Raw genomic sequence first — 11,675 nt, 5'->3', positions numbered from 1 at the left:
GAGGCCACCATACCCGTTTACAAAGCGAACAGGAAAGTCAATGAAATCAACGGTCTACCCAGACCACCCCCGCGCCAGTGCTAGCTTTGCGTACCGTCACTTATTGCACTGAAAACGAGGAGACCCCCCATATGAATGGCGCGGTTGAGCTGCCGGGTGGTGAGGGGTTCGACCGGGTTCATGCCCGGGAACAGCCAGCCGCCGTCGAGCATCTTGCCCTGCGCGTGGGCCACGCGCCACCAGACCCGCAAGCGCTCCAGCAACACGGGCGAGAGCATGGCGTAGCGGTCTTTGCTGCCCTTGCCTTGCTCCACGCGCAGCGTCATGCGTTGGCTGTCAATGTCACCGATCTTGAGTGCCACCACCTCGCTGGCGCGCAGACCCGTGCCGTAGGCCAGCGACAGCGCGGTCTGGTGCTTGAGGTTGGCAGCTGCCGCGATCAATCGCGCCACTTCTTCGCGGCTAAGCACCACTGGCAACGTGCGAGGTACATGAACGGGCTGCATTTTTGCTGTCAACTCCGCACGATCAAGGGTGATCTCGCAGAAGAATTTCAGCCCGGTGATGGTGGCGTTGAGGGTGGTGGGCGACGTGCCCTGGTCAACAAGGTAGAGCTGGAAGTTGCGCAGTTCCTCCACAGTGGCTGTATCCGGAGGCCGGTGAAGGTACGCGGCAAGCCGGCGCACGGCTCGGATGTAGGCGGTCTGCGTCTTGGGCGCGAGCCTGCGCATCCGCATGTCTTCGAGCATGCGCTGGCGCAACGGCGAAACCGCTGGATGGGGTGCGTTCATGATGGTGCTCCTGTCGTGAACGAGGCCAATTGCCTCGATTCACAACATCGGCACGTGCGCCTCCGCCGTCAACCAAACACCCAGGCTCGGAGACTACCGCGCGAGCGGTTTAGTCCTGAGGCTGAAAGCGGACGCCAGACTCTGCAAAGCGACGGCCGCAGCCGCTGGAACCGGCCATTGGTGATCCTACGAGGGGCCCAACAACTATGCCCCAACAAAAATCTTTCCTGGGTTGAGTAGATCCAGCGGGTCGAGCGCCCTTTTTACCGCAGCCATCACAGACACCGCGTCATCGCCGGTCTCTTCGATCAGAAACTCCATCTTGTGGAGACCAATACCGTGCTCACCGGTGCAGGTCCCTGCACATGCAATGGCACGTTTCACCAGATCGTGGCTCAGGCGTTCTGCTTGATCACGTTCGTGTTGTGAGTCAGGGTCAATCAGATAACCCACATGGAAATTGCCATCGCCGACGTGGCCCACGATGAAGTAGGGAATTCCGGCTGCATCGGCATCTGAAACTGCAGCGTCAATGTTGTGCGCTAGCTCAGAGATGGGGACGCAAGCGTCGGTGGTCACACTGCGGCAGCCAGGTCGGGTCTGCAACGCCGCTAGGTAGGCGTGATGACGAGCGGTCCAAAGGCGAGACCGATCCTCAGGTGCCGTGGCCCAGTCGAATGCGCTACCGCCGTTGTCCTGAGCCAGCGTCTCCACCAATTCGGCCTGTTCATGTACGCCCGATTCAGAGCCGTGGAACTCCATCAGCAGCATAGGGGCCTCGCGCAGTTGTAGACGGTCGTGGCGGTTGACCGCTTTGACGGCGTTCGCGTCGAGCAGCTCGCAACGGGCAATCGGAATGCCGCTTTGCATGATCTCGATGGCTGTCTGCACCGCGTGCTGTACCGAAGGAAAGGTACAAACCGCAGCCGATACCGCCATGGGCAGTGGATGCAACCTGAGCGTAACCTCTGTGATGACACCGAGTGTGCCTTCGCTGCCAATCAGGAGGCGCGTCAAGTCATAGCCCGCGCTGGACTTGCGCGCACGCGTACCAACTTTCAACACTCGGCCATCGGCCAGCACGACGGTCATAGCGAGCACATTTTCACGCATGGTTCCGTAGCGAACGGCGTTAGTGCCGCTGGCTCGCGTCGCGCACATGCCACCGACCGTGGCATCAGCACCGGGGTCCACTGGAAAAAACAGACCCGCGTGACGCACCGATTCGTTGAGTGCGAGTCGCCGCACTCCCGCTTGAACGGTCGCCGTCATGTCGTCGGCATGCACCTCAATGACCTGATCCATCTGGCTCAGATCCAGAGATATGCCACCTCTGATCGCAAGAATCTGCCCTTCCACCGACGAACCTGCGCCATAGGGAATAACCGGAAATCTGTGCGCACTGGCCAACTTCATGAGCGCTGAGACTTCTTCAGTGCTGTGTGCATGCACCACTGCGTCCGGGGCCATCAAAGGGTACGGAGATTCATCTCGGCCGTGGTGATCTCGGACCGCCTGCGCGGTCTGGAAGCGACTACCGAACAGCTTACTCAGCGCGTCAGCGGCAGGCTTGGATAACCCAACTGCTTGATCGAATTTTTCCAGATAGGACATGGACCGCCAGCCTCACTCAGCCTTGATGTTGAAGCGCCGGACGATGTCCTCGTAGCGCTTGTGTTCGCTCTTGATGCGCTCACCAAATGCAGCCGCCGGCAGTGCCACCACCTCGGAACCCATCTCGTTGAGCTTGGCCTTGATCTCCGGGCGGGCCAAAACTGCGGTCAGGTTTTTCTGCAAGGTGTCGATGACGGTTGTGTCGCAGTAAGCCGCCCAAAGACAATCAAGGCATGGCCCCACTGCATCTCCAATTGGCAAACTCGACTCTGCGCCGCGTGATCAAACGGTTGCACTTTCCGCTGGAGATCATGCTGGTGTGCGTTCGCTGGTACGCGGCCTACCCGCTGAGTCTGCGCAACTTGGAAGAAATGATGGCCGAGCGTGGCGTCACCGTCGACCATGCCACTGTCCATCGCTGGGCGTTGAAGATCTTGCCCGTGCTGACTGCGGTATTTCGCACCCGAAAGCGATCGGTGGACGGTTCTTGGCGAGTGGACGAAACCTACATCCTGGTGGGCGGGCAGTGGAAGTATCTGTACCGGGCCGTTGACCGGATGGGCCTGACAGTGGACTTCTTGCTGACCGCAAGACGCGACGAGGCTGCAGCACGTCGGTTTTTCGAGCAGGCCATCAACCTGCACGATGCCCCCGAGAAAATCACCATCGACAAGAGCGGGGCGAACACGGCTGCTGTGAGAGCTTTGATCGCAGATAGCGGCTTGGCCATTGAACTGCGGCAGTCCAAGTACTTGAACAACGTGGTCGAGCAGGACCACCGTGCCATCAAGCGGAGGATCAGGCCCATGATGGGGTTCAAGTCATTTTGGGCTGCCCGCCGAATCCTGGCCGGGGTCGAGACGATGCACATGATCCGCAAGGGGCAGATGAGCTGCCCCAAAGGGGTCGTCACGCCAGCGGCACAGCAGTTCTACAGTCTGGCAATCTGAGGTCGACGCCATCCACTGATTCAGCACGCCCCTCCTCGGCTAATGCGACACAACCCTGGAGAGCAATCCCATGGTTCAACGTTTTGAAGTCGGCCCCCGCATGGCCGAAATCGCCTTGCACAACGGCACCGTTTACCTGGCCGGTCAGGTGGCGCACGACGCCTCGCAGGACATCGACGGTCAGACCCGCCAGGTGCTCGACGGCATCGACACCTTGCTGGCTCGCGCTGGGTCGGACAAAGGCCGCATCCTGATGGCGCAGATTTCTCTCGCCGACCTGGATGATTTTGCTGGCATGAACGCGGTGTGGGACTGCTGGGTGGTGCCTGGTCAAACCCCGCCGCGCGCCACCGTGCAGGCGGCGCTTGCCCGGCCCGAATGGAAGATCGAGGTGGTGATCACGGCTGCGGTCTGAGCTCTGCCTCGTCGCATCAAAAGTCCCAACGTTCCCCGTGAATAGTGGTGTTCTTTGCCCCTGTTGAATAATGCCGATGATGTATGGACCAGCAGGTGGGCAAATCCAGCTCACGGGCTGCGATAGCAGTCACCCGTTCGTCAAATTCGAGAGCCATGCCAATATTCGGCAAAAGTGCCTTTGAACGACCACTTCTCCGTCTGAACCGGATCCTCAACCGTGACGGCGGCCACCGGTGTTCGGTAACTACTGCCGAAGCCAGTGCGTTCACATAACTTCGTAGATCGCCAGCCGAATTCCATCCGGCCGACGCTCTCCGACGCCGACTGCCAGTAAACGATTGAGCCAGTCGAATTCACCTTTGGGTGCCTCGAAAAGCATGGACTGACGAAAGTAGTAGGCAGACGCCGGAACCGCCTCCCCTGCCGCCAACCGGCGCATCGCATCTGAAGTCCCGTGACGCAACCCAAGTCCATGCATTTGGACATTGGAGCCGTCTGGCAGCTGCAAGGTGATCCGCGCATCCAGCTCTGCAACTCCATCCGATCGGATCAACTGAAAGTCCGCCCCGCCAGGCAGGATCCGCCCACTCAGCCGTTCTCCGACGAAGGAGCCACCGATGACTGGGACAAAGCGGCGCGCACCGCAAGGACCATTGGGCGTCACGTGTGCCTCACCCACCTGCACGGCAAGCTCCATCAATGGTTTGAGCGCCATCATGCCGTGGGCACCTGTTGGCAGGGCTCATGCAGGCGCAGCGTCGCTGGTGACTCGTTGATGGTCTCCACCGAGTAGCCGGCGATCGCCTTGTAGCGCCGGGCATGTTCCGCCAGTTCATCGTGAGATATGACCTCATCGATGCTGGCGAACTCGCCACCACAACGCTCCTCCACCACATCCAGGATGTGATCCGGTCCCGCCACGCGGTTAGTCAACACCACCTTGGACGTGACCGGACGCATCTCCTCCTCGTAGCGTTGCAATGCCACCGACGTCGCCCCGTGGTCCTGAAATGCGCGCCCGAGTTTACGGGCGTCGATGATGGCTGAGCCTGCGCCATTGGAGCCAACCGGGTAGGCGGCGTGAGCAGCGTCCCCCATCAGGGTCGCCCGGCCGTGGGTCCAAAGCGGCAAGGGATCGCGATCCACCATGGGGTACTCAAACACCTTGTCGGCCGCACGTATCACTGCCGGCACATCCAGCCAGTCAAACCTCATCGACTCGAATCGGGGGAGGAAGTCTTCCAGCCGCGCTTGCCGGTTCCAGTCTTCTTTGTTCCACGCCTGTCCGGGCTCGTAGTTCAGGTTCGCAATCCAGTTGATGGTGGCGAGTCCGGTCTTGGGGTCTTGCCTTGAGATCGGGTAGGCCACAAATCGCAGGCCAGAGTACCCGATCATCACCATCGAGGCGCCCGTCTTGTATGGGCGCGCACGGGTCGTGCCACGCCACAGCACCGCACCACCCCAGACAGGTGAGCCTTCGCTCGGATTCATCTGAGCCCGTATCGCCGAGTGGATACCATCGGCGCCGATCAACACATCCCCAGACTCGGTCCGCTCATTGCCCTGGCGATCACGAAGTTTGAGCACAACGCGATCACCCATGTCCTCAAACCCCATGCCACTCCACCCACACTCCACGCAATCGGGGCCCACACGCCGGGTCAGTTCGTTGAGCAGCAGCATGTGCAGCTCGCCACGATGCACCGAAAACTGAGGCCATTTGTAGCCCGCCGCCACGCCACGTGGCTCGGTCCATATGTGCAGACCTTTCTTGGTGTAGAGGCCGTAGTCGCGGGTCCGAACGCCGATTTCGTCCAGTTGGGACGCCAGGCCCAGGTCGTACAACTCGCGCACCGCGCTGGGCTGCAGGTTGATGCCCACGCCAAGCGGACTGATTTTGGGTACCGACTCAAAGACCTTGAATGGCACCCCGATCTGGTGGCAGGTCAAAGCCAGAGAGAGACCGGCGATACCGCCGCCGACGATGAGCACAGTCATGCCTTACCCCTTCGCCGCACGCGCGGCGTGGTTGATCAAAGAATGGGATGAAACGAGACGAGACGACGGCCGGGCATGGGTATCCCGTGCCATCATTGGCCAGGGTTGCCGACTCAGGGCAGCTTGTAGCCCGAGCGCTCAACCATGGAAGTGAAGGCGGTGGTGGTGTCGCGAATGCGCACGGCCAATTCCTCGGGCGTGCTGGTGGTGGGCACCACGCCCAACTCACTGACCTTGGTCTGGAAGGCCGCCGAAGCCACCACCTTGGCAGCGGCCTGGTTGTAGCGCTGGATGATGTCGGCTGGTGTACCTGCTGGTGCCATCAAGGCCACAAAGCCGCTCACGCCATAGCCTTTGAGGCCTTGCTCGACATAGGTGGGCACCTCGGGCATGCCTGACAGGCGTGATGGACCGCTCATAGCGATGACGCGAACCTTGCCACTCTTGGCGTACTGCATCATGGCGCCGATCGAGCCAATGCCTGCCGGAATCTGGCCTGCCACAAGGTCCTGGATCACAGGACCATCGCCTCGGTAGGGCACCGACGTTAAATCACCCTTGAATTCGCGAGCGAGGATTCGGACACCGAAATCTGGATCACTTGCCGGCGCTGGCACACCGACGTTGAGCTTGCCCGGATTGGCATTGCCCCACTGCACCAAGCCCTTGAGGTCGCGCACCTCGCCCACCAGGGCAGGATTGACCGCCAGGACGTCGTTGGAGATGGCCACCATGCCCACTGAGGCGAAATCCTTGGCAGGGTCATAGCCCGGTTGCCGTACGGTCAACGGGATCATGGCCAACGCATGGCTGTTGGACAGGAACAGTGTGTTTCCATCGGGTGCAGCGACCTTGAGCGCATTCGCGGCCAGTTGCCCGCCTGCACCGGGGCGGTTCTCCACCACTACGCTGCGCTGCAATTGCTCGGACAGCCCCTGCGCCAAGTGACGAGCGATGGCATCGGTGCTGCCACCGGCCGGAAAACCCACCAGGACGCGCAATGGGGCTTGCTGGGCCAAGGCAGCCCATGGAACGGTCAGCGCCAATGCACATGTGCAGCCAAGCAGGGTACGTCGGTTCATGAATCACCTATTCAACAAAAGGGGTTGCCAGTTCACCAAACCCACCGTGGGTCGATGAGAAGATTGAAGCATCGGCGAGCAGCGAATGGAATTCCATAATTTCACAGTCGATTGCTATTTTTGAAATACGATCACCACCCCAGTTGCACCGGCTGTGTTGCCCATGGATACCGATCTCCTTTCCTTGCGTGCTTTTGTTCGGCTGGCCGATGAGCTGAACTTCTCGCGCAGCGCTGCGGCGCTTCACATGTCGGCACCCAAGCTCACGCGGCTGATCCAGACGCTGGAGAAACAGGTTGGCGTGCGTTTGTTGGCACGCAGCACCCATGGGGCATCGCTGACGGCAGAGGGGCTGGAATTCCTGCAAAGTGCCCATCGCATCGTGGCCGAAGCCGACTGGGTCGGACGGCGCTTCAGCAAGCAACGGGTCACCAGCAGCGCCACCTTCATGGTGGGTTGCCTGGCCGGCAGCCTGTACGAACCCTTGCCCGAACACATTCGTTCCGCGCGCAAGGCGCACCCCAAGCTGCAGATCAGGGTGGTCGAGGTCGAAGAATCGACGCTGACCCGGCAAGTGCTGGACGGTGCCCTGGATATGGGGTTTCTGTACTCCCCGGAGCCGGACGAGATGATCGAGCGTCGGGTGGTCTCACGCCGCCGCCAGTGGGTGGCCATGAGCCCGGATCACCCCCTGAGCAAGCGCAAACAGCTCTCTTTGAAAGACTTGAGACCCTACACCTTGATCCTGCCCGACGAAAAAGGGGCGCCCCGCCTGCATCGCTGGTACCGACAGTTCCTTGACTTGGAGGTGCGACACAACTTGTCTTACATCGGGGCGAATCAGATCCACGTGGCGCTGGGACTGTGTGCAGCCGGCGAAGGCCTGTGCGTCGTCGCCGAGCACCTGCGCCGAGTCAGGTCCGATGATCTGCATTTTGTGCCTCTGCTGGATGCCCCGCAGACCGAACTGGCAGCCATCTGGCGGGCAGATTCTCCGGTGAGGCAGGTAGCGCAATTCATAGCCAGTGGGTGGTAGGGTCGCCAAGACATCTCGGGTCGATAGACCGGCGACCTTCTTCCAGCGCAATTACCCCGCCAGCGCGTGTCGTGGATATTCAGCCGCTTGGCCAGCCTGACCAGGTTGGCACGGTCCATCTGCAGAGCGCGAGCTGCCTGTGCCCAGTTCTGGCCTTGGGCTTCGAGTGCCTGCAGCACAAGGTGGCGCTCGGTGGCTTCCATGCGCCAGAAGGAATCCGCGGCTTAACGACGGGAGTGAATACGGTTACCTTCTTGTCGTCGCCTCGCTGTTTGGCGAGTGTCAGTAGCCGGGCGACGATCGATGCAGAGAGGTTGCCCGTCATTGGGTTATGGCCCCAGATACCGGAATGCAACGTCCACGGGCTGCCGTAACTTGGACGGATTGGATGCGACGTGCAAACCGTGGAAGTTTGCTTCTCTGCTGAAAGCCACCTGCTGGACGTTTCCATTGGGGACGCCGAGGGAGCCGGCCAGTTGATCCGGGCGTCGACCTACGAATTCCGCTATCTGCAGGCAGACCCCGAACAGGCAACCGTTGCGCTGCTCATGCCGCCCCACGAAAGACTCTCGTGGCAGGACGGTGACCTGTTTCCACCCATGGACCAGAACCTCCCCGAGGGCGACTTGTTCATGAAAGTTCGGGAGCTGTTCCCCAAGCAACCCATGACCCCGATGCACATGTTGGCGCTGGTGGGTCGCAATGGCATCGGCCGCCTGGGGTTCAGTTTGCCCGACCACCCCGGACCAGTCATGCCTCGCAGCTTGAGCAAAGGCGAATTGCTCAAGACGGCCTACACCCCAGAGGTCTTCAACGAGTTGATAGCCGCCTACCTGAGCACCGGCGCAGGCATAGCGGGCATGCAACCCAAAATCATGGTGCCGGACCGGCCAACCGTACCGATCCCGTCTCTCATCGTGAAGGCGGCCAGCCCTGCGTACGCGGGGCTGGCCGCCAACGAGTTTCTTTGTCTGACGGCCGCCCGTCACGCGGGCATCGATGTGCCGTCGTTTGAGCTCTCGGACGATGGACAGATGTTGGTGCTCGACCGTTTCGATTTGCTTGTCCACGGCGACGGACGTGTGGAGCGGCTGGGTTTCGAAGACATCGCCGCCTTGGCCGGGCTGCGGGTTCGCGACATCTTGTCCGACCGCAAGTACCAGGGCAGCTACCAGCGCGTGGCCGAGTTGCTGCGGCAACTGCAGCTGCACAGCAGCAACCTGCACAGGTTCTTTGCACAGGTGGCGTTTTCTGTCATGGTGCGCAACGGTGATGCGCACCTGAAAAACGTTGGACTGCTCTACCGCTCAACGGCTGACGTTTGGTTGGCCCCCATGTTCGACGTGGTGACGACAAGCATCTACAAGTACACCCAGTACCCAGGTGGACCCGAGCTCGAAGATCGGACACTTGCGCTCAAGTTGTTTGCCGGCAAGAACCACACAAAAGCCTACCCTACAACCGAGGAATTGGTGGACTTCGGTCGCCGCGTGTGTGGCGTTTCTCAGCCAGGAGCGGTGCTCGTTCAGATTGCCGATGCCATGCGCAAGACCATGAGGGAGGCCAAAGGAGATTCGCGCATACCACCTGCGATGTTGGCCCAGATGGCACCGGTCTGGAACGAGGGCTGCGCCTACGCGGGTTGAACGACATGTACATGCCGTATCGACACGCAGCTTAGGTGTTCATGGCGGCGGCGTGGGTGTGCCTCGGTCCTGTGCGGGAGCGGTCTTGGGTATGTCTGCATGTATTTTGATGCGGTGCGCACTGACATAACGCTGGTAAGTTGGCTGACGGCGGCCGGGCAAGTGCCGGAGTGTGGATAACACCGGCCGCCACTAGGGTTCAACAGCAACCCGCGCGAACGGGTTCAAACTGTGGGAACAGCTGGTTGTTTTCCAGGTGAATGTGGGCGACCAGGTCATCTGCGAATTGGGCGATCCCGGCGTACAAGGCGCGCCATGTGTTGCAGGCGCCCGTAGGCGGCATGGCACCGTTGGTCAAAGCCATCAGCCGTTCGAGCTGCTCGCCGTGGTTGGTGTGCTCCTCGCGCATCACGCCAATGGGGTGAACCACCACGCCCCGCACGCCGGCCAAGAGCATCGGAAACAGGATGGTCTCTTCTTTTCCCATGTGTGCTTCCATCTCGGCCCAAACGGACTCCAGGTGGTCAGCGAGACTTTTTGGGACGTCGGGATGCTCGCGGTGCACTGCCTCCACGCGCCTGGCCATGCGAATCAACTCAGGCAGCTGCTCACGGTGAACCGCGTGATAACGCGCCAGGATGTGCGCGATCAACTCAGCCGGCGCCTGCGGCACGACCGGGGTCTGGGGCCGATCCAACCGTGCGAGGTCCGCCAGCACCTCGTCCACTGCCAAACCCTTGTTGTCGCAGGCTTGCTGCAAGGCGATTTGACCGCCACAGCAGAAGTCGAGTTTAAGGCGCCGAAAAATCGCGGTGGCACCGGGCAGCGCCACGGCGATCTGCCCAATGGGTTGGCTTGCTCGGTCGAGGGCTTCGGTGGGTGCGAAAGCGGTGTTCATGGCGACAGTCCTTAAATAGTCATTTGAAGTTCATATTATTTCCCATAAAATTCATTTGAAATGAATATTCAAACCAACCAAAAGGACATCGGTCATCGGGAGGATGCGGCATGCACTTGACCCAGTGGACCGACTACAGCCTGCGGGTACTGATGTACTGCGCCGCCAGCGAGGAGCGCGCCACAGTGAGTGAGATTGCCCAGGCGCACGGTATCTCGCGCAGCCACCTCACCAAGATCGTGATGGCGCTTTCAAGCATGGGTCTGTTGGAAACCACGCGCGGGCGAGGCGGCGGCCTGCGGCTCCTCAAACCTGCCGACGCCATCGTCGTGGGCGATGTGGTGCGCCAGACCGAGAGTGACCTGACCTTGGTGGAGTGTTTCGATAGCGAGCGCAACACGTGCCGACTTGACGGCCACTGCCGACTCAAGTCGGCCCTGCGTGAAGCCATGAAGCGGTACATGGAAGTGCTCGACGGCGTGACGTTGGCCGACTTGGTCGCACCCACTTCGGGTGCGCATCGAAGCCATCAATTGAAGTTCATCCCCGGACGGCCGCACATGTCATAGGTTGCCACCCTGAGTTGGCCCTCGTGGGGTAGCTCGTGAATGCCCAGCCGCTTGGACAGTCTGATCAAGTTGACGCGCTCCCTCTGCAGGTTGCGTGCAGCCTGCACCCATTTGTGGTCATGGTGTTCGAGTGCCTGCAACAGAAGGCGTGCCTTGGGTAGCCTCCACCGCCGGCTGCAGGCTCAATCCTCACAATGTTGGCGTTGGCGTTGGCATTGGCGTTGGCGTTGGCATTGGCATTGGCATTGGCATTGGCATTGGCATTGGCATTGGCATCGGGTAGACCCTGTGGCGGAAGTATGTGTCGGCCCAAAGCCGTTCAGCGCCCATCTCCGCAGCCAAGTCGCGATTGGTGGCCAGGATGAGGCCCGCTCAAGCTTGCGAGGACTCGCGCAGGCAGTTGGCAGCGATTTGTGCTACGCGACGCACGTGATCCTCAGATGCTTTTTGAGCAGCATCGGCGTCTCGTCTTTTGAGCGCTTCGATGATTCGTGACATTTCCGCGGCGGCCTCTTTTTGCCGTCCAGCTGACCCAATGGTCATGGCACGCAGGCGATTGATGCGCGCGTTCAGCGACTGCACCACCTCCCACGCCATGTCCATCCCAGCCAAACGGAACAGGGCTTCATAAAACGCCGTGGTGTTCTCCCGGACGCCCTGGAAATCTCCACGAC

12 protein-coding genes and 1 pseudogene are annotated in these 11,675 nt (G+C 60.7%); 5 read left to right on the top strand and 8 right to left on the bottom strand.

Translation table 11 applies throughout. The annotated features are described in order from the left end of the window. Positions 1–131: 131 nt before the first annotated feature. From ACFQPB_RS23100 to ACFQPB_RS23090, 3 genes and pseudogenes are all read right to left on the bottom strand, one after another. Positions 132–791: pseudogene (locus ACFQPB_RS23100) on the bottom strand (tyrosine-type recombinase/integrase); the annotation flags it as partial. 204 nt (positions 792–995) lie between these two features. Continuing rightward, a complete protein-coding gene (locus ACFQPB_RS23095) occupies positions 996–2,405 on the bottom strand; it encodes an FAD-binding oxidoreductase (protein ID WP_382228577.1) in 1,410 nt (469 codons plus the stop codon). Positions 2,406–2,417: 12 nt separating this feature from the next. Continuing rightward, entirely contained in the window at positions 2,418–2,588 is a 171-nt protein-coding gene (locus ACFQPB_RS23090) for a hypothetical protein (protein ID WP_382228574.1), read from the bottom strand. A 50-nt stretch (positions 2,589–2,638) separates the two neighbouring features. Here ACFQPB_RS23090 and ACFQPB_RS23085 point away from each other — a divergent pair, with 50 nt between their 5' ends. Next, complete coding sequence (locus ACFQPB_RS23085) at positions 2,639–3,355, top strand: IS6 family transposase (protein ID WP_382203639.1); 717 nt, start codon at positions 2,639–2,641, stop codon at positions 3,353–3,355. 70 nt (positions 3,356–3,425) lie between these two features. Beyond that, positions 3,426–3,770 carry a RidA family protein gene (locus ACFQPB_RS23080; protein WP_382228572.1) on the top strand — a complete coding sequence of 115 codons (345 nt, stop codon included), beginning with the start codon at positions 3,426–3,428 and terminating at the stop codon, positions 3,768–3,770. A 267-nt stretch (positions 3,771–4,037) separates the two neighbouring features. On the opposite strand, the gene ACFQPB_RS23075 is transcribed toward ACFQPB_RS23080, so the two are convergent. From ACFQPB_RS23075 to ACFQPB_RS23065, 3 genes are all read right to left on the bottom strand, one after another. Further along, entirely contained in the window at positions 4,038–4,490 is a 453-nt protein-coding gene (locus ACFQPB_RS23075; protein ID WP_036596104.1) for a DUF3237 domain-containing protein, read from the bottom strand. Next, entirely contained in the window at positions 4,487–5,770 is a 1,284-nt protein-coding gene (locus ACFQPB_RS23070; protein WP_028604878.1) for a flavin-dependent oxidoreductase, read from the bottom strand. The genes ACFQPB_RS23075 and ACFQPB_RS23070 overlap by 4 nt, the downstream gene beginning before the upstream one ends. Positions 5,771–5,883: 113 nt before the next feature. Further along, entirely contained in the window at positions 5,884–6,852 is a 969-nt protein-coding gene (locus ACFQPB_RS23065) for a tripartite tricarboxylate transporter substrate-binding protein (RefSeq protein ID WP_028604879.1), read from the bottom strand. A 163-nt stretch (positions 6,853–7,015) separates the two neighbouring features. On the opposite strand from ACFQPB_RS23065, the gene ACFQPB_RS23060 reads away from it, so the two are divergent. Further along, positions 7,016–7,888 carry a LysR family transcriptional regulator gene (locus ACFQPB_RS23060; protein ID WP_156909542.1) on the top strand — a complete coding sequence of 291 codons (873 nt, stop codon included), beginning with the start codon at positions 7,016–7,018 and terminating at the stop codon, positions 7,886–7,888. A 395-nt stretch (positions 7,889–8,283) separates the two neighbouring features. Beyond that, positions 8,284–9,534: a type II toxin-antitoxin system HipA family toxin gene (locus tag ACFQPB_RS23055; RefSeq protein ID WP_382228566.1), complete on the top strand. Its 1,251-nt coding sequence runs from the start codon at positions 8,284–8,286 to the stop codon at positions 9,532–9,534. Between the two features lie 199 nt (positions 9,535–9,733). On the opposite strand, the gene ytfE is transcribed toward ACFQPB_RS23055, so the two are convergent. Next, on the bottom strand, positions 9,734–10,432 hold the full coding sequence (ytfE, locus tag ACFQPB_RS23050) for an iron-sulfur cluster repair protein YtfE (RefSeq protein WP_382228563.1): 699 nt from the start codon (positions 10,430–10,432) through the stop codon (positions 9,734–9,736). A 110-nt stretch (positions 10,433–10,542) separates the two neighbouring features. Here ytfE and ACFQPB_RS23045 point away from each other — a divergent pair, with 110 nt between their 5' ends. After that, positions 10,543–11,001: an Rrf2 family transcriptional regulator gene (locus ACFQPB_RS23045; RefSeq protein ID WP_382228560.1), complete on the top strand. Its 459-nt coding sequence runs from the start codon at positions 10,543–10,545 to the stop codon at positions 10,999–11,001. A 372-nt stretch (positions 11,002–11,373) separates the two neighbouring features. Here the strand turns inward: ACFQPB_RS23045 and ACFQPB_RS23040 are convergent. Next, positions 11,374–11,675 (bottom strand): FCD domain-containing protein (locus tag ACFQPB_RS23040; RefSeq protein ID WP_382228557.1); only part of this gene is annotated, 302 nt, incomplete at its 5' end.

Origin of the sequence: Hydrogenophaga atypica, from assembly GCF_042665215.1 — a bacterium.
GTDB lineage: Bacteria > Pseudomonadota > Gammaproteobacteria > Burkholderiales > Burkholderiaceae_C > Hydrogenophaga > Hydrogenophaga defluvii_A.
The sequence above is the reverse complement of the archived record's forward strand: the minus strand, read 5'-3'. Positions and strand labels throughout refer to the sequence as shown.

Bases quoted from the DNA above. Each gene is read 5' to 3' on its own strand.
- ACFQPB_RS23095 (WP_382228577.1), bottom strand. From the start codon at position 2,405: ATGTCCTATCTGGAAAAATTCGATCAAGCAGTTGGGTTATCCAAGCCT.
- ACFQPB_RS23085 (WP_382203639.1), top strand. From the start codon at position 2,639: ATGGCCCCACTGCATCTCCAATTGGCAAACTCGACTCTGCGCCGCGTG.
- ACFQPB_RS23080 (WP_382228572.1), top strand. From the start codon at position 3,426: ATGGTTCAACGTTTTGAAGTCGGCCCCCGCATGGCCGAAATCGCCTTG.
- ACFQPB_RS23075 (WP_036596104.1), bottom strand. From the start codon at position 4,490: ATGATGGCGCTCAAACCATTGATGGAGCTTGCCGTGCAGGTGGGTGAG.
- ACFQPB_RS23070 (WP_028604878.1), bottom strand. From the start codon at position 5,770: ATGACTGTGCTCATCGTCGGCGGCGGTATCGCCGGTCTCTCTCTGGCT.
- ACFQPB_RS23065 (WP_028604879.1), bottom strand. From the start codon at position 6,852: ATGAACCGACGTACCCTGCTTGGCTGCACATGTGCATTGGCGCTGACC.
- ACFQPB_RS23060 (WP_156909542.1), top strand. From the start codon at position 7,016: ATGGATACCGATCTCCTTTCCTTGCGTGCTTTTGTTCGGCTGGCCGAT.
- ytfE (WP_382228563.1), bottom strand. From the start codon at position 10,432: ATGAACACCGCTTTCGCACCCACCGAAGCCCTCGACCGAGCAAGCCAA.
- ACFQPB_RS23045 (WP_382228560.1), top strand. From the start codon at position 10,543: ATGCACTTGACCCAGTGGACCGACTACAGCCTGCGGGTACTGATGTAC.